Annotated in this window: 20 protein-coding genes; 10 read left to right on the top strand and 10 right to left on the bottom strand. The window is 47.5% G+C overall.

All coding sequences use genetic code 11. The features are described from left to right. Positions 1 to 100: 100 nt before the first annotated feature. The 4 genes from ACMUEV_RS18070 to ACMUEV_RS18055 all read left to right on the top strand — a co-directional run bounded on the left by ACMUEV_RS18070 (position 101) and on the right by ACMUEV_RS18055 (position 3,465). Positions 101 to 637: a P-loop NTPase family protein gene (locus ACMUEV_RS18070; RefSeq protein WP_017287692.1), complete on the top strand. Its 537-nt coding sequence runs from the start codon at positions 101 to 103 to the stop codon at positions 635 to 637. 65 nt (positions 638 to 702) lie between these two features. Further along, on the top strand, positions 703 to 1,284 hold the full coding sequence (dcd, locus tag ACMUEV_RS18065) for a dCTP deaminase (protein ID WP_017287693.1): 582 nt from the start codon (positions 703 to 705) through the stop codon (positions 1,282 to 1,284). A gap of 181 nt (positions 1,285 to 1,465) precedes the next feature. Next, a complete protein-coding gene (gene gntT / locus ACMUEV_RS18060) occupies positions 1,466 to 2,779 on the top strand; it encodes a guanitoxin biosynthesis MATE family efflux transporter GntT (RefSeq protein ID WP_415354615.1) in 1,314 nt (437 codons plus the stop codon). Between the two features lie 311 nt (positions 2,780 to 3,090). Then, a complete protein-coding gene (locus ACMUEV_RS18055; RefSeq protein ID WP_017287695.1) occupies positions 3,091 to 3,465 on the top strand; it encodes a hypothetical protein in 375 nt (124 codons plus the stop codon). 61 nt (positions 3,466 to 3,526) lie between these two features. On the opposite strand, the gene cobT is transcribed toward ACMUEV_RS18055, so the two are convergent. From cobT to ACMUEV_RS18030, 5 genes are all read right to left on the bottom strand, one after another. Further along, complete coding sequence (gene cobT, locus ACMUEV_RS18050; RefSeq protein ID WP_190652844.1) at positions 3,527 to 4,630, bottom strand: nicotinate mononucleotide-dependent phosphoribosyltransferase CobT; 1,104 nt, start codon at positions 4,628 to 4,630, stop codon at positions 3,527 to 3,529. Continuing rightward, positions 4,623 to 5,360, bottom strand: a complete 738-nt coding sequence (locus ACMUEV_RS18045; RefSeq protein ID WP_017287697.1) for a DUF2232 domain-containing protein — start codon at positions 5,358 to 5,360, stop codon at positions 4,623 to 4,625. The genes cobT and ACMUEV_RS18045 overlap by 8 nt, the downstream gene beginning before the upstream one ends. Next, complete coding sequence (locus ACMUEV_RS18040; protein WP_017287698.1) at positions 5,353 to 5,766, bottom strand: hypothetical protein; 414 nt, start codon at positions 5,764 to 5,766, stop codon at positions 5,353 to 5,355. Before ACMUEV_RS18040 ends, ACMUEV_RS18045 begins: the two co-directional genes overlap by 8 nt. Before the next feature lie 51 nt (positions 5,767 to 5,817). Beyond that, positions 5,818 to 6,171: a hypothetical protein gene (locus tag ACMUEV_RS18035; protein WP_017287699.1), complete on the bottom strand. Its 354-nt coding sequence runs from the start codon at positions 6,169 to 6,171 to the stop codon at positions 5,818 to 5,820. 180 nt (positions 6,172 to 6,351) lie between these two features. Beyond that, entirely contained in the window at positions 6,352 to 6,930 is a 579-nt protein-coding gene (locus tag ACMUEV_RS18030) for an L-threonylcarbamoyladenylate synthase (RefSeq protein ID WP_190652843.1), read from the bottom strand. Positions 6,931 to 7,100: 170 nt separating this feature from the next. Here ACMUEV_RS18030 and ACMUEV_RS18025 point away from each other — a divergent pair, with 170 nt between their 5' ends. Together ACMUEV_RS18025 and ACMUEV_RS18020 are read left to right on the top strand one after the other, a co-directional pair. Next, the gene (locus tag ACMUEV_RS18025; RefSeq protein ID WP_190652842.1) at positions 7,101 to 7,367 is read left to right on the top strand and encodes a BrnT family toxin; all 267 of its coding nucleotides are present in this window, start codon (positions 7,101 to 7,103) and stop codon (positions 7,365 to 7,367) included. Positions 7,368 to 7,369: 2 nt separating this feature from the next. Further along, positions 7,370 to 7,627 (top strand): BrnA antitoxin family protein, encoded by a 258-nt coding sequence (locus ACMUEV_RS18020; protein ID WP_017287702.1) that lies wholly within the window; start codon positions 7,370 to 7,372, stop codon positions 7,625 to 7,627. Between the two features lie 66 nt (positions 7,628 to 7,693). On the opposite strand, the gene ACMUEV_RS18015 is transcribed toward ACMUEV_RS18020, so the two are convergent. Continuing rightward, complete coding sequence (locus ACMUEV_RS18015) at positions 7,694 to 8,650, bottom strand: XdhC family protein (RefSeq protein WP_190652841.1); 957 nt, start codon at positions 8,648 to 8,650, stop codon at positions 7,694 to 7,696. Between the two features lie 3 nt (positions 8,651 to 8,653). Then, the gene (locus ACMUEV_RS18010; RefSeq protein ID WP_144056187.1) at positions 8,654 to 9,223 is read right to left on the bottom strand and encodes a hypothetical protein; all 570 of its coding nucleotides are present in this window, start codon (positions 9,221 to 9,223) and stop codon (positions 8,654 to 8,656) included. Between the two features lie 153 nt (positions 9,224 to 9,376). Here ACMUEV_RS18010 and ACMUEV_RS18005 point away from each other — a divergent pair, with 153 nt between their 5' ends. Continuing rightward, positions 9,377 to 12,241 (top strand): methyl-accepting chemotaxis protein, encoded by a 2,865-nt coding sequence (locus ACMUEV_RS18005; protein ID WP_190652840.1) that lies wholly within the window; start codon positions 9,377 to 9,379, stop codon positions 12,239 to 12,241. Between the two features lie 62 nt (positions 12,242 to 12,303). Next, positions 12,304 to 13,371: a potassium channel family protein gene (locus ACMUEV_RS18000; RefSeq protein ID WP_017287707.1), complete on the top strand. Its 1,068-nt coding sequence runs from the start codon at positions 12,304 to 12,306 to the stop codon at positions 13,369 to 13,371. On the opposite strand, the gene crtH is transcribed toward ACMUEV_RS18000, so the two are convergent. Continuing rightward, on the bottom strand, positions 13,368 to 14,870 hold the full coding sequence (crtH, locus tag ACMUEV_RS17995) for a carotenoid isomerase (protein WP_190652839.1): 1,503 nt from the start codon (positions 14,868 to 14,870) through the stop codon (positions 13,368 to 13,370). The genes ACMUEV_RS18000 and crtH overlap by 4 nt on opposite strands. 122 nt (positions 14,871 to 14,992) lie before the next feature. Further along, positions 14,993 to 15,988, bottom strand: a complete 996-nt coding sequence (locus tag ACMUEV_RS17990) for an aspartate carbamoyltransferase catalytic subunit (RefSeq protein WP_199329673.1) — start codon at positions 15,986 to 15,988, stop codon at positions 14,993 to 14,995. 342 nt (positions 15,989 to 16,330) lie between these two features. On the opposite strand from ACMUEV_RS17990, the gene ACMUEV_RS17985 reads away from it, so the two are divergent. Then, on the top strand, positions 16,331 to 17,122 hold the full coding sequence (locus ACMUEV_RS17985) for an IS5 family transposase (protein ID WP_415354614.1): 792 nt from the start codon (positions 16,331 to 16,333) through the stop codon (positions 17,120 to 17,122). Positions 17,123 to 17,164: 42 nt separating this feature from the next. Here the strand turns inward: ACMUEV_RS17985 and mgtE are convergent, their stop codons facing one another. Next, positions 17,165 to 18,517, bottom strand: a complete 1,353-nt coding sequence (gene mgtE / locus ACMUEV_RS17980; protein ID WP_190649987.1) for a magnesium transporter — start codon at positions 18,515 to 18,517, stop codon at positions 17,165 to 17,167. Between the two features lie 302 nt (positions 18,518 to 18,819). On the opposite strand from mgtE, the gene ACMUEV_RS17975 reads away from it, so the two are divergent. After that, positions 18,820 to 19,305, top strand: a complete 486-nt coding sequence (locus tag ACMUEV_RS17975; protein WP_190649985.1) for a GerMN domain-containing protein — start codon at positions 18,820 to 18,822, stop codon at positions 19,303 to 19,305. Positions 19,306 to 19,376: the final 71 nt, after the last annotated feature.

The following is a 19,376-nucleotide window of genomic DNA, read 5'->3' as shown; positions in this document are numbered from 1 at the left end:
GATCTTGACGCTTGACTATATGTAGTGTTTTATAGTGAAGCGGCTTGGAAAGAGACGCTATATCTAAATTCATTCGCCCTAATTTAGAGAGATAACCCCTATGGTTTCGCAAGTTGAGACACCGACGTTTGATGCACCACGATCGCGCAATCTGAGCGTGGAAGGATTGGTGCAGGTGTTTACCTCGTTTCATCGCAGTTTTTTTACTGGGGTGATGGCGCAGGCGATGCGGATTGCAGGGCAGGGCACACCTGTTTTGGTAGTGCAGTTTCTCAAAGGGGGCATCGGGCAGGGATACGATCGACCGATGCAGTTGAGCCAGAATCTCGATTGGATTCGGTGCAATGTGGTGCGGTGCATTGACACCCCTCAGATTGATCCACAAGAAGCGCGATCGCTGTTAGAGCTTTGGCAGCATACCCGCCGAGTCGTTGAGCAAAATCGTTACGACTTAGTGGTTTTAGACGAGCTAAGTTTAGCGATTCATTTTGGGTTTATTCCTGAGGTTGAAGTGCTTGACTTTTTGCAAAATCGCCCGCGTCATGTGGATGTGATTTTGACGGGACCTGATATGCCTGAAGCGATTTTAGATGTAGCCGATCAAATCACAGAACTGCGCCGCACTCACCAACCGTAGGATGATTTTGGCACCTGAATCCAAAATCCCGAATTCAAACTCCCCAATCTAAAACAAACAGCGTCATGATCAAGAACGACACCTGGATTTCGCAGATGGCACAAGAGGGCATGATTACACCTTTTGAGCCTCAGCTTGTACGCCGTGCTGAAGGGCTGCCTGTGATTTCGTACGGGTTGAGCAGTTACGGATATGATTTGCGCTTGTCGGCTTCTGAGTTTCGGATCTTTAAGCACATTCCAGGAACGGTGGTTGATCCGAAGAATTTTAGCGATGCAAATCTGGAACCTGCCCCCTTGCATCACGATGAGAATGGCAGTTTCTTTATTTTGCCAGCTCATTCTTATGGGTTGGGTGTGGCGCTGGAGCGGTTGGAAGTGCCCGATAATGTGACGGTGATTTGTATCGGCAAATCGACTTATGCGCGGATTGGATTGATTGCGAATTTGACTCCGGCAGAGGCAGGCTGGAGAGGGCATTTGACGCTTGAGTTCTCGAATTCGTCGAGTGCGGATTGTCGGATTTATGCCAATGAAGGCATTGTGCAATTGCTGTTCTTAGAAGGGTTGCCCTGTGCGGTGAGTTATGACGATCGACGCGGTAAATATCAAGATCAAGTTGAACGAGTGACCTTAGCGCGAGTCTAAATTCTGGTTCACGGATTTGCCAATTAAAGCTGTGGCGTTTTACAGGCGGGATATCCTGCTTGAGGTAGCGCCGCAGCTTTTAGGTTCATGGCTCTTGGTGCTTATGATGGATAGACCGCTGCATGAATGCCTTAGCAAATTTCATTCAGAGAGGATTTTCGATTCATCTCGTCATTGCTGAATGATGTCTTCTTATCCGTCGAATCTATTACACCGTTTCTTACAACTCGCGATCGTCAATATCATCTCGAATCTGCTCGTTCCGATCGCGGGCCTGCTCGATGTGGCATTTCTTGGACATTTGACTGAAATTCGTCACTTGGCAGGAGTCGCGATCGCGACTGTAATTTTTAACTATTTGTACTGGACGTTCGGATTTCTCCGCATGGGAACGACCGGGATGACCGCACAGGCGATCGGGCGCAATGATCCAGAAGCGGTCAGAATGATTTCGCTGCGCAATGGTGGGATTGCGATCGCAATTGGCATCTTGATTCTGATCTTTCAAACTCCTCTGCAAACGCTCGGGTTTGCCCTTCTCAGCGCGACTCCAGAAGTCAAAGCATCGGGGCAGGCTTTCTACAATGCATTGATTTGGGGTGCGCCTGCGACCTTGGTGAACTTTGTTTTGATCGGATGGTTTTTAGGGCGATCGCAAAGCGGGAAAGTTCTCCTCTTGTCTGCGGTGAGCAACATTGCAAATGTCACTTTGGACTATTTGTTTGTCGTCAAATGGGGCTGGGCAAGCACTGGAGCAGGCGCATCAACCGCATTGGCTCAGTACTTGATGCTCTTCGTCGGTTTGTTTATGAGTCGAGACATCTTTGTGCAGGTTGAGATCGCTCAATTCTTCGATCGCGCTGAACTCAAAGCGCTCTTTACCCTGAATCGCGATTTGCTAATTCGGACATTGGTGCTGATTTCGACGTTTGCTGTCTTCACGAATGTTAGCTCGACCTTAGGAACCACCGTTTTAACTGTCAATACGTTGCTGCTTCAGGTTGTCACGTTTTCGGCTTATTTCATTGATGGATTTGCTTTTGCGACAGAAACACTTGCCGGAACGTATTATCAATCGCGATCGCACTTAATCCGCTTGCTGAAAATCGCCGGCATTCATTGTGTCAGCGTTGGCATTTTGTTCGCGATCGTCTTCATTACATTTCCAACCGCTTTATTTCAGTTACTCACCAATCATCAATCCATTCTGGGCGAAATTCAGCACTTTACAGGCTGGCTCTTACCTGTCTTAGGATTTGGAGCAATTGCTTATTTATTAGATGGATATTTCTTAGGATTAACTGCCGGACGAAGTTTAAGAATCTCCTCACTTTGGGCGACATTCGTTGGATTTTTGCCAATTGCAGTATTCGCTACAGTTCTACGATCGAGCCATTTACTCTGGCTTGGATTGACGACTTTTATGTTAGTTAGAGCTGTGACCTTAGCGATACAAGTTCCATTGACCTTCCAATTGAAAGCTGCCAAGAATTGAAAGGATTTCTGTCGAGAATAGCCCGAATTTTAACTTCAAATTCGCGAAAGAAATTTCACCGTTTTTCATGTGGTTAGGATTTCACGAAAGCCTCATGAAGTCTAGGATTTCGGGGTTTATTTTTGCTTTAGATTTTAGCTTTGCTTTAGATTTACTTTACACTTAGAGACTCGGATTAAAGTACCTGCTCATGTGAATATTTCGCTACATTTTGAATCGCCACGAAACGTTAAATGATTCAGGAATAACCAAGTTCAATTGAAATTCATGACTACTATAGGTCGTAGAAAAGTAGGGGTAACAGGTTAACAATGGATACTATCCAAATTCAAATTAACGCTCTCAATAGCAAGGTTGATTCCCTGCATCAGATCATCGAAAATTTAGGGTCAAACGTCACACAAGCGCTGACTGAAATTCGATCTGACAACAATCAGGGAATCAGTCGATCGAGCTTTGGAACCTCGAATAGTCGGTTTAGCTATTCCTATGCGCGTTCTGGCAATGCTTCGCTCGAACACAAGGATGTTTTATCGGATGATCACACGGTTGAATCTACTTCTCAAACTGGCGAAAAATCTCTCTCGCCAGAGATCCAAATTCAACGCCTGACGGCTCAGTTGACGGCTGCTTACAATCGCATTGCAGCGTTAGAAGAACAACTTTTGGCACAGCGCATTCACTAGCCCAAAGAAGTGAGTTGATGAATGTATCGATGTGTTCATAACTCAATCGAATAGATTGGCTCTATTCAATCTGTTGGTTTCTCTGTTCAATAAGGTGTTCGATCGCGGCTAATAATTCAGCCTGTCCCCAGCTCTGGAAGACCGTTGCTGCGATCGCGCATCCACCCGCTCCTACACCTTCTTTGACAAAGCCTTGTTCATACATTTGCAGGGCTTTCCATCGCGACTCTGCAAAGCTTAATCGAGTCGCAATTAGAGAGACATTTTGCAAAGTTTTCGCCAGCCCAACGGTATCCCCGGTTGGATCTTCTGCAACCCAGCGCGTTGTGCCGATGAGAATTTGCTCTGGATTCCACGCGATCGCTTTAGTCTGCACAATTGCCTCTGCTAACGCATAAACGGCTAACATCTGCGTTCCCCCTGCCAGCAATACGCCACAGATTCGGCTGGCTGCGATCGTCATTCCTGCTACGACAATTTGCATCGGATCACCAACTGCAGCAACGACTGCAAACGGATCACCCACTGAATCACAGTGTGATTGTCTCAGTCCTTGCTGCACGAGTTCCCATTTCTGCGTGTGATTGCAAACTGGGTGACTGCTGTTGATTTTTCCGATCGCATCGATTCCTAAGCCCGTCAGCACAGCGAGAGCCGTCGTTGTGCCACCGACGACACATTCTCCTAAAACTACATAGTCTGCACTTTGTGCTAGCTTTTCGCCCCATTTCAAGCCTTGGTTGAATAAGTGATGCACTATTTGCAGATCGATCGCGTTTCCAGTACTCACACATCGAGCAGGAGCACCGCCTAAATCTACGGCTAGAATTGCAGGCGATCGCGGTAATCCCGCATTCAAAACAGTCACCGGAATCTTCAAAGCCTCAATCACTGCGCGAGAAATAAAAACGGGAGAAATTCCCACATGTAAAGGTGGCAGCGGAAATTCAGGATTCGGTTGAATGCCATTCACCAGAAATTCGGCATCTGCGATCGCAGTAAATTGACGATCGTGTGGCGTTGCACCCGCAGCAGAAATTCCTGGAATTAATCCCGTGTCCGTAAATCCTAAAATGCAAGCAAAATGAGGCTTTTTCCCCTGATGCCGAGCGATCCAAGCCTTTGCTCGATCGACTTCTGTATAAATCGCGAGTGCATCAATCATTGTCAAATAGCACTTGTACCCAGTTCGGCGGACGGGGAATCGGAGAGTCTAAGCGATCCAATAACAACCATGCTACGAGATGAACGACCGAGAGATATATCGTATTGACTAACAGAATAGATACAAAGACAAACGCTTGAACCAACGCTAAGGAAGGCTGAACCATCAAGCCTACCAGCGTAAAAATCCAATCGAGAAAGTTCGTAATCTGAGCCGTACTGTAAAGCCACAGATCATCACCGAGCAGCAGCGAAACTAACCAAATTCGGAAAAACGATCCCAATACGCCGAGCAGCGTGCCGAGCGGAATCGAGACATACCAAGTCACCCGGCGATACCACAGCGCACCCAGTAAAACGCCCAAAAATCCATAGGGCATTACATATTGAATACTTCTGACCGGAGCCAATAAAACTGAGAGTAATAAAGCTGCGATCGCGCATCCCATCCAAGCTGCCCGACTTCCCCAACGTAGATAAATTAACGCGATCGGAATGGGGAAAAAGATCTGCAAAATCGGACCCATTGGGAAATAGGTATTTACTAGCCAGACCAAACTGGCAGCACTCGCCATAAATGCAGTCTCGACCATAATGATCGGACTATCCGGATCGACTTGACGACGAACCGGACGGCGATCCTCAATATCGTGAGGGGTTGGATCGCTGTCCGGTATCCATTCTTCGTCGAGTTCAGTCGGATCAATTCGATCGTTTGGCAAATCAGTCATTGAATTTGATACTGGCGGGCTGATCTACTTTAGTGCAAATTCTCACCAGCGATCGCAGGAAGCTTTCAACCTGTTTTCGTTGGAAAACCGCAACCAAATTCGTGATCAGACAGAGACTGCCAAGACTCAACAAAATATAAGTCGGCATCATCACGACACCCACTAAAAACCAGGTGAGCACATGCAACACCATGACCCCTGAAAATAGCGATGCAAAACCAGCAGCAATTAAAACTTGGCGAGTGGGGCGACCTAGACCTGTCAGCGTCAAGGTCAAACCAGTGAGCAACAAATTGGTGGGAACCAGCACCGCGCAAATCCCGACACAATTTGCTCTAGAGAGTTCAAATAGTAAGTTTAAATCCAGCATTTTCTTAAAGGGTTGCAAGCCTCTCAATAGTCGCATCGGACTTTAAAGAATGCCGCATTTTTCAACTAAACTTTATGAAATTCTGTGTCAAAGGTGGTCTTGCAAGAAGTTGAGATCGAGGCTATCTTCCCACGGTGGCTCTGGGTAGAGCAGTGCCAAATGATAGTCGATATCCCGTTCAACTTCGTTCATGTCAATGCGATCGAACCAACTTGACATAATGGCGAGATCTTGATCGCGCAAAGGCGAAATCGGGGCAGCATGATCAAACGGCTCTGCTCGATAGCGCCGCCGATTGACCGTCTTAACATAGCGCCACGGATTGACAGGAGGCGGATCAAGGCTGAGACGCTCCAGAGATCGAATCGGCGGCAGAGAGGGACTTTCATGAAGCGGAGTCTCGTCGATCGAGTCATGATCCGCGGGTGACACGTTTAACATAAGACAATCAGGCTGAAAGGCTGTGAGAGTAAACCCTGAGATCAAACGCCCTGAAGTCAAGTCTGAGTTGAGAAATAAGCAGAATGCGTGGATCTACTGTATCGAGAAATAGGTAGAACCTCAATCGGTCTTTTGTCATGTGCAGTTCAGTCGAATCTCAGCCGCATCATTGTGCGATCGTCACAGTTTGACTGCCCCTTGTCTCAAGACTGCCCAGTCTTCTCCTGTCCATTTCACCACAGTTGAAGGTGTGCCGGATAAGGGTTCTGCTGATTCAATCGGCAACATGAGCACGTCTGGAAATTCGGTTGAGATCGCATCCATTGACAATAAAGCGGGCTGCCCAGAACGATTAGCGCTTGTTGTCGCTAATGCCCCAGTTTGTGCCAAAATCTGTCGCGCCAGCGTATGATTTGGAACCCTTACGCCGATCGTCGTGGGATCAGTGGGATTCATAATGGCTGGAACGCGATCGCTCGATGGTAAAACGAGCGTTAAGGCTCCGGGTAAATATTTTTGGGCAGTTTCGTTCCAGATTTCAAGTTCGCGATCGCTGCCTTTGACGTATTGCCAGAGTTCGTCGATCTCACTTGCCATCAGAATCAGCGGTTTGTCGAGACTGCGTTGTTTAGCGGTGAAGATGAGATCGGCTCGATCGGGTTTGGCAGCGAGTGCAGGGACGGTATCGGTCGGGAAGCTAGCAAGATGAGTTCCAGCCCGAACGGAGGTAACTAGGGTCGCTAGGGAGACTTGAGGCATAAAAGAAAGTTGGAATGAATGTGGCTCTTGGATAGAGTTGCATGTTTGGGAAGATCCCAAGTGCTGAAAAATCAATTTAATACAACTTGGGATGCTTAATTTCCCAAGTCAGCAGAGGTAATAGAGCTAAGCCCCTAGTAGTATGTACAAGTGTGCATACTATAATTGAGATGGTTTACCAATGGAATAGAGACAAGGCAGCAGCCAATCTTCGCAAGCATGGTATTGACTTCGCTGATGCAGTATTCGTTTTCTCGGATGATCTGGCAATCACTATTCCAGATGAGCGGTTTGACGAAGAGCGATTTGTCACGATCGGTGTCGATGCATTTGGAAGAGTTTTGGTGGTTGTCTACACCTTGCGGGACGATGAAATCCGGGTTATCTCGGCTCGCAGAGCGACTCGGCAAGAACGGCAGCAGTATGAGGAAGGATAATTATGGAAGCTGAATACGATTTTAGCCAGGGGAAACGAGGGGCGATCGACCCAACACCAGCAGGAAAAACTCGGATCACCATTCGATTAGATGACGAGGTTTTAACATGGTTTCGTGAACAAGCTCACAGTGCAGGCGGAGGGAATTATCAAACGATGATTAACGAAGCTTTACGCCAGCACATTCAACAGAGCCATGAGCCTTTAGAAGAAACCCTACGTAGAGTTGTTCGTGAAGAATTAGAGCGTATTGAGCAGTGAGGTTTTACTGAGGGTTAATCGTTCGCGGTGGCGGACAGACGAAAGATACAGATACTGAGTTTAAGGCTATCTGCCGCCGCTGCTGTTTGCCGTTCTCAATCTTTCTGACAGCGATCGACCTGTTCCCCCACGTCGCACCATAATCAACTCTGCACAGATACTCACTGCAATTTCTTCTGGCGTTAAGGCTCCAATCTCTAATCCAATCGGTGCGTAAATCGATCGTAATTTCTCCGCGTCAATCTCTAACGTCTGATAAACCTTTCTCACTCGCTTCTCGCTGCCGATCATGCCCAAATAGCGGCAAGGCAATTTTCGATTCAATAAAGCTTTTAATGCAGCAAGGTCGTACTGATAACCGCGTGTTACTAAAGCTGCATAGAGTTCCGTGTGATTCGCAAGTTCATCGACAACTTCGTCGATCGCACAATGAGCAACTCTTGCCTGCGGATACAACTCTGCATTTGCCCACTCTGCTCGATCGTCTTGCACGATTACCTGAAATCCAACCAAATCTGCAACCTTTGCCAACTGAATACCGCAGTGACCCGCTCCGACAATCAGCAGCGTTGGTGCAGGGTGCAGCGTTTCGATAAAGGCTTGCTCCGGGCAGTCTTGCGACAAATAAGGAAAGCGATCGTCAAAAGGAGTCACGATCGATACTGCCTGTCCCGATTCCAGCATCGTCATCATTTGACGAACTAGAGAAAGCGATCGCTCACCTTGCCAGCGTTCTAACCAAACTCGCATTGTGCCGCCGCAAATTCCTTGGGTTTCTCGGTGTAGCGCACCTGTCAGATCGATATCAACCCATTGTTTACGACCCGTTTCGAGAATGGCGTGAGCTTGCTGAATCACTTTCGCTTCCCCTGCACCGCCCCCAATCGTTCCCAAAATGCGACCATCTGCACAAATCAGCATCTTTGCACCCACTTCACGCGGAACAGAACCTTGGGTTTGAATCACGGTTGCGAGTACCGCAGGCATGGTTTCTAGAACTTGCGCAAATTGGCGATCGAACATGGACTATTCACATCCAAACTGACTTTGTTGACGGCATTGGCGATCGCCTTGAATCGTACCATTCAAGCTTTCTAGAGGCAGTATCGTGAAATGATAAAACTTTCGCCCGTCATTTGCTTCTTTGAAGGCAGTCGTGCGATATCCAAACTGCTTGCCGCGAAAATATCGATTTTCTACTGAATGATAGTCAACCTTCGCGATATATTGCGAGGCTCGAAAATCATTGGCGATCGCACTGCTATAAATCCGGCGAATCAAATCCAAATTTTGCCGAGTAAATCCAGCAAACGGCTCAGCCGTAGCGAATGCGATTGTTTCTCTCTGCGAAATTTTATCTTGACGATCCGGACTCATCGAAAACACAACCGTACCATTAGATAGCGTGGCTTGACTCGTATAGAAGGGCAACCCACTTAACTCAGCAATCCCTCGACCTAACGGCGATAAAAGCGAATGTTGTTTCGCCCAATTTTTCACGGTTTGCACAGAATTACCCGGAACTGCGTGTGCAGAAGTATTGAAATTACACAGTAGAGAAAATCCGACACTCAGAATAATCAGATTGCGTTTCATAGATGGCAAGCAAGACAACACCGAATGCTACAGCATAAAATTCAGCGAATCCTGATGCATTCAAAGTTTTCCATACGGAAAAACTCAGTGCAAAAAACACACTCAAAATACCCAGATCTCCTTTAATATTCAATTGCCGAAATACTCGCACCTATGTTAGACAGTCGCCGTCCTAGTTCTCAATCTCCAAAATCTCGTCCTGCTTGGATCAACTGGTTCTACAACTTACCGATCGGGCGCAAACAACTCCTCGCCTTAACGCTGTGTGAATTCATTCCCATGGTGGGATTTGGGATTGGCTCGACCTTCGTGCTCACCAACAGTTTGAGAACTCAACTGCTGTCTCAAGCCAAATCCGAACTCGCGGTCACTGAAACGAATTACAACATCAAAGTCAATCAGATGGGATTCGGTTCTCGGGGGCAATCTGACAATTCCGCCGTGATCGCAGCGACTAAAAATCATCAAAACAATCAAGCTCCACCTGCGGACTTGCAAAAGATTTTGCAAAACGAAGTCAAAGCCCGCCGCATGGAATATGCCACGCTCGTCGGCAAGGATTTACGCATCATTGCCAGTGCCAATAATTCGCGATCGAAGGAGACGATCACTTCACCCAAACTCGTCGCCCTGATTCAGCAAGTTCTCAAAGACGGCAACCAAATCAAAGCCAACGAAATCGTCAGTGGAGACGAACTTAGCAAAGAAGCTCCACCGCTTCCAGACGGATTCAAACCTCAAGATGCTTTAATTCGCTATGTCGTCACGCCTGTTCGTGATCCGGACAACGAGAACGTTCTCGGCGTGCTGATTTTTGGAGACATTGCCAATCGCAAACTCCCGATCGTTGAAAATACCCTCAATTCATTTGGTGGCGGCTATAGTGCGATTTATCTACGCCGCGCAGATGGCAACTTTAGCTTAGCTACCTCACTCACAAAAGACGATTCCCAACAGTCTCAAATTGATGTCGCACTGGCTGATCCTGCGATTCTCCAATCCGCGATCGCGGCCAACGGAGAAACTGTGACTCAACGACTTGAGATTAATGGACAAATGCATACCGTCGCGGTCAAAGCTTTGCCAAATCGAATTATCGAAACCCCAGAGCGAGCCGTTCGCATCAATGCGGATCAACCCACTGCGCTGATTGTCCGGGGAACTCCTGAAGGCGCTTTGAATCAATTGCTCTGGGAGAGTATGCAGCAACAAGGCATGGCGTTTGCGCTGGCATTCGTGACGATCGTGGCTTGGACGGCTCTGTTCCGTCGCATGGTCGTCAAACCGATTCAGAACCTTCAGCAAACGACAGAAGCATTTGCGGACGGGGATCGCACAGTCCGAGCCGAAATCTATGCGAAAGATGAAGTCGGGAAACTGGCGATGGCGTTTAATCACATGGCGGATAGCATTCGGTCTTCGGAAAGTGCGCTCGAAACGGAAGTTTCGCGTCAAGAAGAACAGACCCGAGAAGCAAGAGCCTTGAGCGAGATTACGGTGCGAATGCGGCGATCGTTGAATGCTGCTCAGATTTTGCAAACGGCAATCACTGAAACTCGGAATTTTCTCAAGCTCGATCGCGTGATTGTGTATCAATTCCAAAATCCGGAAACGCTTGATGCGCTGATCTCGAATGAATCGATCGGCAATGAAAGCTTTAGTGTCATCCATCAATCCATTCAAGATCCCCTAGGACTGCAACGCATTGAGCAATATCAGTTCCAGTCACCTTGGGTGATTCAGAACTCAGCTGCAGAACCCAACGATACGTACCGACAGCAAGCCGCAACCCTGAATACAAAAGCTGAACTGATCGTCCCGCTCAAGCAGAATGAGCAAGTTACAGGATTAGTGTGTGCTCAGATGTGTAATTCCCCGCACAAGTGGCAACAATCTGAGGTCAATTTCCTGTCTCAACTGGTGACACAAATCGGTTACGCGCTCGATCAAGCAAATCTGCTTCAAGAGCACCAACGCGCGCTACAAGATGCCGAAACTCGCAAAGATTCCTTACAGCGGCAAATCATTCAACTCTTAGGCGAAGTGCAAAACGTTTCCGCCGGAGATTTGACCGTGCATGCCAATACGAATGCTGGTGATTTAGGTATCGTCGCAGACTTCTTTAATGCGATCGTCGAAAATCTCCGCACGATCGTTGTCAAAGTCAAACAATCGTCTGCACAAGTGAATGACCTGCTCAGCCAAAACGAAGGCGAAGTCGAACAGCTTGCCGTGCAAGCGAGACAGCAAGCTCAGGAAACAATTCGGACGTTAGATTCGGTTGAGCAAATGACGCAAGCCATGCAAGCGGTGGCAGAACGGGCGCAAAAAGCTGCGATCTCTGCCGAACAAGCTGCGATCGCGGCTGAATCTGGCGAAACGATCATGGATTCAACCGTGACCAGCATTTACAGCCTCAGAGCAACCGTTGAAGATGCGACGCGCAAAGTCAAACAACTCGGCGAATCGTCTCAACACATTGGACGAGTCGTATCGCTGATTAATGATTTAGCAACTCAAACGGATTTACTCGCCATTAATGCCAGTATTGAAGCAACTCGCGCTGGCGAACACGGACGAGGATTCAGCATTGTGGCAAATGAAATTGCAGAATTAGCCTCTCGATCAGCAAATGCAACTCGCGAAATTGCTGCCATTATTGAAACGATCCAGCAGCAAACGGGTGAAGTTGTAAGCACGATGACGCATGGTGCAACTCAAGCCGTCGAAAGCGCTCATTCTGCCCGCAATGCGAAGCAGAGCTTGCTGCATGTGGTTCAAGTCTCTCAACAGATGGATCAGCTCGTGAAATCGATTTCGGAAACGATGGCAGCTCAAGCGATGACTTCTCGCTCAGTCACGAGCTTGATTCAAGAAGTTGCCGAAGTGTCAAATCGCACATCTGATTCTTCGCTGCGAGTTTCAGATGCATTGCGGCAAACGGTTGGTGTAGCTGAAGAACTGCAATCCTCAGTGGAAATGTTTAAAATCCAGGCAGGCGATCGAGCAGATATATAGCGAACATTCAAAAGCGCGATCGATCTGCGAAGATAAGCATCCAATCTTGTTGAATCGTCATCATGCAATCCCCACTCAGGCGAATTCTCACGGGAGTCATCTTCTTTCTCATCACAGTTTTGGCGGCAACAGGCGGCTATATTTTAGCGGGCTGGTCGCCGCTCGATGCGATCTATATGGTTGTGATTACGGTGTTTGGGGTGGGCTTCGGGGAAGTGCAACCGATTAATACACCCGCTCTGAAGGTCTTTACCATTTTGGTGATCATTAGTGGCACATCTTCAGCCGTATATGCGGTTGGAGGATTTGTGCAGATGATTACAGAAGGCGAAATCAACCAGCTTTTAGGAAAACGACGTATGACGCGCACGATCGAAGGTTTGAAAGACCATGTGATTATTTGCGGCTTTGGGCGTATGGGTCAAATTCTGGCAAAAAGACTGACAGACTCGCTCGTTCCGTTTGTGGTGATTGATAACAATGCTGAGCGGATTGAGCAAGCCGAAACGTTAGGGTATTTGGTCTACACCGGCAATGCAACCGATGACACTGTGCTGTATCAAGTGGGTATCGATCGAGCAAGAGCTCTAACAACCGTTCTCCCAGATGATGCGGCAAACGTTTTCATTACGTTGACAGCCCGTGAACTGAATCCCAAATTAATGATTGTGTCGCGGGGTGAATTGCCTTCAACTGAAAAGAAATTACGTTTAGCAGGCGCGGATCAAGTGGTGCTTCCGGCTTCAATTAGTGCGTTCCGTATGGCACATATGATCACTCATCCAGCGACACTCGATTTCTTCAGCCAAGGCGATGAGCGCGCGACGTTGAATGAGTTACTAGGACAACTCGATATTCAAGTCGATGAATTGCTGATTGATTCAGCGTCTGGACTAATTGGAGCAACGATCGGGGATATTGAACTTCGGGGCAAAGGCACGATGATTATTGTGGCGCTGCGACGAGCGGACGGGACAACGGTGACGCATCCGTCTCAGTCTACTTTCTTGCATGAAGGCGATGCCGTGATTATCTTAGGTCATCAAGTGGATATGCCGCATGTGATGCGGAACTTAGGTGCGCGTCGAAAAATGCGGTATCGCGGCTCATCGCGAGTCTGGAAAGGCTAAAGCCCCAAATCAACAGCAACTCGATGCGCGCAGGCAAACCCCGAGAAGGCCACTGCATTTAAACCTTGTCCCGGAAATGTGCTATCTCCTACACAGTAAAGATTCGCGATCGCGGTTCGATTAAACGGCATTCCAAGCAATCCAGGCAATTTCCGTGCAGGAATCGGACCATAGGTGCCATTCTCCCGTCCTAAAAATCGTCGATGCGTTCTTGGGGTTCCGACTTCTTGGTAATCTAAGCCCTGAATTAAGTTCGGAAAAATTTGAGTTAAGCGATCGATTAATCGATTCGCTGCTGCCTCTTTTTTCGCCTTATATTCACTGGGTGAAAGATTCTCCCATTCCTGCATCCAACTGGGCGTAAAGGTATGCACAATATGATGTCCTTCAGGCGCTAAGCTCGGATCAAGCAAGGTTGGAATCGAAACAAAGATTGTGCCTTGTTCGGCTTCCATTTCATCCCAAGTTTCCAGCAAAATGTGATGACATTCTACATCCGCAGGCAATGCTTCAGCTTTGACTCCTAAATGCAAACTTAAGAAACTAGGAGATTGTTGATAGCGTTGTTGCCATTTTGTTTCTGAGTTGGGCTTTTGCGATGCAGGAAGTAATTTGTCAAACGTATCCCATCGTGTTGCATTTGAAACCACTCTCTTGGCTCGAAATGTTTCACCCGATGCGAGTTTCACACCAACGGCACGATTGTTCTCAATTAAAATTTCTGTGACGCGAGCCTTATATTTAATCTGACTACCCGCCTTTTCTAACCCTTCAACTAGCTTCTGCGCGATTTGTCCAACGCCACCTTTGGGATAGTTAATTCCGCCGTAATGGCGATCGCTAAACACCATGCCCGCATTGATCATCGGCGTACGATCGGCGGGCACAACTGACCAGATATAGCACTCTGCATCGATGAACTTCAGCAATTGCGGATCGTGAATGTATCGACGTGCAATATCTCCAGCATTTTGCGGCAAATATTTGACTAATCCTAAACAAGCAAAAGGATGCTGGAAAAACACTCGCGTCAAGTATCCCAATTCCTCAAGCGAGAGTAGCTCCATCACATTGAGACAGTTAAACACTTTCCAGCATTCATCATAAAACTGCCGAATGCCTTTCTCTTCATGGGGAAAGTAAGCGATCAATTCTTGGAGAAACTTCTCATAGTCTTTGTGAACTTTGAGATCTAACCCATCGGGCAAATGATAGTGAACTTGTACCGGATCAGGAATTGTTTCGATCGACATTCCGACCCCATCCAATGCCCGAGTCAGTAAATTGGTTGTGCCTTTATCGCCAAATCCAAAAATCATTGATGCACCGACATCAAAGCGATAGCCACTGTCGCGATCGAAATAGCCAGCACTCCCACCAGGAATCAAATACCGTTCTAAGACTAAAACATTTGCTCCTTTTGCCGCGAGTTGGGAAGCGGTGACTAATCCGCCAATGCCAGACCCAATCACAATTACGTCGTAGTCGGTAGAACTCATGAAATTTAGCGATCGCTCAACTTTACAGTTCTTAGTGTATAGGGATTTGGGGACGAAGTGGGGAGTGGGGAGATAGGGAGTGGGGAGATAAGGCGATCAACGACTCTCTACTCCCCACTTCTCTATCCAACTTTGCCTCCTCCCATCAAATACAACAATGCCATCCGCACCGCGACCCCACTTGTCACTTGCTGCGAAATCAAACTCAGCACCGGATCATCCATCAAATCCGAACTGATCTCAACGCCTCGATTCACCGGGCCGGGATGCAGCACTCTCACGTCTGGATTACACAGCTTTAAGCGATCGCGCGTGATCCCGAATTGTTGATGATACTCACGCAAACTCGGCAACAGATGGCTGGTCATTCGTTCTTTTTGCAAGCGCAATGTCATGACAAAATCTGCATCAATTAGCGCAGGCTCTAATGTCCAATGAATGAACAATTTTCGAGAAATTTCTGGATTGCTTGTTTTAACAAAATCCGCGAACTCTTTTGGCAGCAATGTCGGGGGCGCAGCTAAGTGAACTTCTGCTCCACTAGCAGTCAAGCTCCAAATGTTGGATCGAGCCACCCGCGAATGCAAGATATCGCCCACGATCGCAACTTTTTTACCTTCGAGTAACGTCGATCGTGGTTTTTCGACATCCATCAATGAACAAATCGTAAACAGATCGAGCAAGGCTTGAGAAGGATGTTCATGTTGCCCATCGCCTGCGTTGAGTACTCCGACTTTGACATTCAGGCGATCCATTTCGTCAGCGATCGCTTGGGGCACTCCGGCTTCTTTATGCCGAATCACCATCATGTCCGTTCCCATTGCTAAATATGTTTTAGCTGTATCGAGAATGGTTTCTCCTTTAGTGATCGAAGAAGTACTCGCAGCAAAGTTCAATGTATCAGCTGACAAACGTTTCGCTGCAAGTTCAAAACTACTGCGAGTTCGAGTCGAAGGTTCAAAAAACAAATTTGCCACAACTTGACCTTGCAGCGTCGGAACCTTTTTAGTACGACGAGTCAACACTTCTCGAAAACTACTTGCAGTCTGCAAAACAGTGTTATATTCTTCAACCGAAAAATCGGCAAGCGATAAAACGTGGCGACGATTCCAAGACATGACTGACACTCGACAATCAAAAAGCGTCCTAATGATACGTCATCATGAAGAGCATCCGATTTTTTTGAACAAATTAATTTGCCCAAATGTGCAACACTGTTTTTTGCAAAACGATGATTTGCTTTAGACGGAAGCGTTGATTTTTAGCTGGCATGTACAGATGAATGAATTGCATTCAAAATTTCTTGAAAGAGAACGGATCGTCGCATGGGAAGTTTTTATTTTCACGAGAACAACTGCTTGAATGCTTTCAGAGGATGTTTTAAAAGACAATTGAGGCTGTAAAAAAGCTCTCCGGTCATAAGCTGTAAATACGTAAAAGCACAGCACCGAGAGAGCTACATGAGTAAATCGTATCCCAGTAACCTCACTCCTGCCCAATATGAATTGTTGAGCGACCTGCTACCTGATGCAAAACCAGGGGGACGACCGCGAGAAGTAGACTTATGGGACATTCTCAATGCAATTTTTTATGTTTTAGTCGAAGGAGTGCGGTGGCGAGCGTTACCTGGAGATTTTCCAGCTTGGCAAACGGTCTACACTTACTTTCGTAATTGGCGTAAGGATGGAACCTGGTTGAGCATTCACGACCGTCTCTATCGCTGCATCCGCATCGAAGTCGGGCGCTCTCCGAGCCCATCTGAAGCAATTGTCGATAGCCAAAGCGTGAAAAGTGCGGCAGGAGTGCATGCAGCAATCGGATTTGATGCAGGTAAGGTGATCAAAGGGCGCAAGCGATTCATCACGGTCGATACGCTGGGATTGATCTTACGGGTCTTTGTCACTGCTGCCAGCACCCCAGAACGCGCCGGCGGCAAAACTGTTCTCCAGCGGGTGCGACAACGCGGGAAAGCCGTGTCTCGTCTACACACGATTTGGGTGGATGGCGGCTTCGATGGCTTTCCCTTTATGCACTGGGTGGTCACCATCTGTCGTTGGATTGTCCAAGTGGTCTTACGCCCGGAACAAACCAAAGGCTTTGTCCTGCTCAAAAAGCGATGGGTGGTGGAACGAACTCTGGGCTGGCTGATGCACTGTCGTCGCTTAGTTCGGGATTATGAGTTACTTCCAGAAACTTCAGAGACTTGGATTTACTTAGCAATGATTCGGATCATGGTTAGGAGATTGGCATAAAATTTGACCGACTCCGACTTTTAAAACACCCTCTCAAAGCCTTTAAACTCCAAGCTTCAACACATTCAAACTGAATGTAATCAGAGTCAGGAAGGTAATAAAGCCGATCGTATCGAGCAATGTCGTCACCAATGGGCCACTCACCAACGCTGGATCAAGGTTCAATCGCTTCAAGCCCATCGGTAGCAGCGTTCCCAACGTCACAGCAACAATGCTATTTGATGCCATCACAAAGCCCGCTACAAATCCAACCCACCGTTCCTCCGGCTTTGTCCAAATCAACGACAGCAATAACATCGTCAATCCCAATGCCAGTGCCGTTCCAACTCCTGCAATCAATTCTTTTCGCAGAATTTTCATCGTATCTTTTGAAGATACTTCTCCAACGCCGAGCGATCGAATCGTCACCGTCAACGCCTGAATTCCAACCGTTCCACCCGTATTCGAGAACAACGGCATAATTACCGCCAAAACTGGAACAGCCGCGATCGTCGTTTGAAACGGCGCGATCGCACTCGACGCTCCAATATAAAGCGCCATAATCCCCAACAACCAAGGCAACCGATTGCGAATTTTGTCGATCGGCAGCGACAGCGAAGACTCATCACCACCGCCACCCCCAAGTTTTTGAATATCCTCAGTCGCTTCTTGTTCGAGAATATCGACGACATCATCGACCGTGATAATTCCAACTAGACGATCTTCGCGATCGACCACTGGAACTGCTAGCAAGTCATAGCGTTTCATCAACTGCGCTACTTCTTCTTGCTGCATTTCAGTCCGGGCTTTGATCACACGATCGCTGCCAATGTCTTCGATTCTGGCATCCGGGATCGAAAATAATAATTGTCGCAGCGAAACCACCTGCTTCAGCTTGCGGTTATTATCCGTGACGTAAGCGTAGTAAATCGTTTCCTTATCTCGGTCAGCGAGTCGAATCTTACTCAACGCCTCGCCCACCGTCAGTCCTTCTCGCAAGCGGACATACTCGGTCGTCATCACCCGACCTGCTGTCCCCTCGGCGTACCCCAAAATTGTTGCCGTCGCTTGCCGTTCTTCTGGACTCAGTTGTTGAACAAGCCGTTTGACAATCCCCGCAGGCAATTCATCAAATAATTCTGCGCGATCGTCAGGACGCATCGATTCGACAATTTGACAAACCTGGATATTGTGCAGCGAACCAATCAGCGATTCGCGCACGTCCGGTGGCAAATACTCGAAGACATCCGTTGCCTGAGTTTTATTTAATAAGCGAAATGTAATGGCTCGTTGTTCAGGAGCCAGGTCAGAAATATAGTCGCCTACATCGATCGCAGGCAGTTCGTTTAGCTCTAACTTTAAGCGATTGAGATCCGAGATACGATCGAGCGTTGCTCGACTGTCTTGAGTCAGCATCTAACTTTCCCTCCATAATCTTCCGCGCGCTGGAAGACCTCAGAGGGTAACCAGGCTAGGAAATGCGTGTTGTGTTGCCTAAATGGACGTCGTCCATGAAATTAAAAAAAATCAACATCAATACCAGTTGCAGGCATTGCTACGCTTATGCTACCCCTGAAACAGCAATTTCACAATCTGTACAAGCGCATAAGATAGAAAATCCTATCTTTAGTCGAAAGAGACGCAGCACGATGCTCTACCGAGATTGGTATAGTTTCTCTTTCCAAGTACGGAAGCAAAAACAGGAAAATCATACGACGATGATGCGCAATCTATTTCTCTTGGGTGCCGTATTGCTGACACTGAGTAGCTGTCGATCGCCTGACCCGATCAAACTCGAAATATCTCCTTCCCCAGTTGCGGCTTCTCCGGTTGCTAAACCCACAACGAAAGGAAAGACGCTGACGATCAACATCTATCAGATTGATAGCGAATGCAACAAATTCAAGACGACCAAGGCAAGCGTTCCCGCGAATCAGCCTGTGACTCAAGCGATCGCTCAAACTTTAGAAAAAGCAAACAGTGAGAGTTTGGATGTTGCAGGATATCGCGTTAAAGTCAAATCTAGAGTTGCGACCGTCGATTTCCGTCCGGTTCCAAATGCACGAAAATCCTTAACCACGCTTGCGAACTGCGAACAACTTGCTTTATTTGGCAGTGTGCGACGCACGCTCACGCAAAATCCAGCCCTGAAAATTAAATCAGTCCGATTTACCGATCGCGGACAATTGATTAAACCGCAATAGTCTCTCCTTGGGTAAATCTGTGATTAATCTGTGATTTGATAAACTTTCAGCAATCTGGCTCTAAAATCGTT

It is taken from the genome of Leptolyngbya sp. FACHB-1624 (assembly GCF_047649235.1).
GTDB lineage: Bacteria > Cyanobacteriota > Cyanobacteriia > Leptolyngbyales > Leptolyngbyaceae > Leptolyngbya > Leptolyngbya boryana.
Note: the sequence above shows the minus strand (reverse complement) of the source record. Positions and strands in the feature narration are given on the sequence as shown.

Bases quoted from the DNA above. Each gene is read 5' to 3' on its own strand.
- ACMUEV_RS18070 (WP_017287692.1), top strand. From the start codon at position 101: ATGGTTTCGCAAGTTGAGACACCGACGTTTGATGCACCACGATCGCGC.
- dcd (WP_017287693.1), top strand. From the start codon at position 703: ATGATCAAGAACGACACCTGGATTTCGCAGATGGCACAAGAGGGCATG.
- gntT (WP_415354615.1), top strand. From the start codon at position 1,466: ATGATGTCTTCTTATCCGTCGAATCTATTACACCGTTTCTTACAACTC.
- ACMUEV_RS18055 (WP_017287695.1), top strand. From the start codon at position 3,091: ATGGATACTATCCAAATTCAAATTAACGCTCTCAATAGCAAGGTTGAT.
- cobT (WP_190652844.1), bottom strand. From the start codon at position 4,630: ATGATTGATGCACTCGCGATTTATACAGAAGTCGATCGAGCAAAGGCT.
- ACMUEV_RS18045 (WP_017287697.1), bottom strand. From the start codon at position 5,360: ATGACTGATTTGCCAAACGATCGAATTGATCCGACTGAACTCGACGAA.
- ACMUEV_RS18040 (WP_017287698.1), bottom strand. From the start codon at position 5,766: ATGCGACTATTGAGAGGCTTGCAACCCTTTAAGAAAATGCTGGATTTA.
- ACMUEV_RS18035 (WP_017287699.1), bottom strand. From the start codon at position 6,171: ATGTTAAACGTGTCACCCGCGGATCATGACTCGATCGACGAGACTCCG.
- ACMUEV_RS18030 (WP_190652843.1), bottom strand. From the start codon at position 6,930: ATGCCTCAAGTCTCCCTAGCGACCCTAGTTACCTCCGTTCGGGCTGGA.
- ACMUEV_RS18025 (WP_190652842.1), top strand. From the start codon at position 7,101: ATGGTTTACCAATGGAATAGAGACAAGGCAGCAGCCAATCTTCGCAAG.
- ACMUEV_RS18020 (WP_017287702.1), top strand. From the start codon at position 7,370: ATGGAAGCTGAATACGATTTTAGCCAGGGGAAACGAGGGGCGATCGAC.
- ACMUEV_RS18015 (WP_190652841.1), bottom strand. From the start codon at position 8,650: ATGTTCGATCGCCAATTTGCGCAAGTTCTAGAAACCATGCCTGCGGTA.
- ACMUEV_RS18010 (WP_144056187.1), bottom strand. From the start codon at position 9,223: ATGAAACGCAATCTGATTATTCTGAGTGTCGGATTTTCTCTACTGTGT.
- ACMUEV_RS18005 (WP_190652840.1), top strand. From the start codon at position 9,377: ATGTTAGACAGTCGCCGTCCTAGTTCTCAATCTCCAAAATCTCGTCCT.
- ACMUEV_RS18000 (WP_017287707.1), top strand. From the start codon at position 12,304: ATGCAATCCCCACTCAGGCGAATTCTCACGGGAGTCATCTTCTTTCTC.
- crtH (WP_190652839.1), bottom strand. From the start codon at position 14,870: ATGAGTTCTACCGACTACGACGTAATTGTGATTGGGTCTGGCATTGGC.
- ACMUEV_RS17990 (WP_199329673.1), bottom strand. From the start codon at position 15,988: ATGTCTTGGAATCGTCGCCACGTTTTATCGCTTGCCGATTTTTCGGTT.
- ACMUEV_RS17985 (WP_415354614.1), top strand. From the start codon at position 16,331: ATGAGTAAATCGTATCCCAGTAACCTCACTCCTGCCCAATATGAATTG.
- mgtE (WP_190649987.1), bottom strand. From the start codon at position 18,517: ATGCTGACTCAAGACAGTCGAGCAACGCTCGATCGTATCTCGGATCTC.
- ACMUEV_RS17975 (WP_190649985.1), top strand. From the start codon at position 18,820: ATGATGCGCAATCTATTTCTCTTGGGTGCCGTATTGCTGACACTGAGT.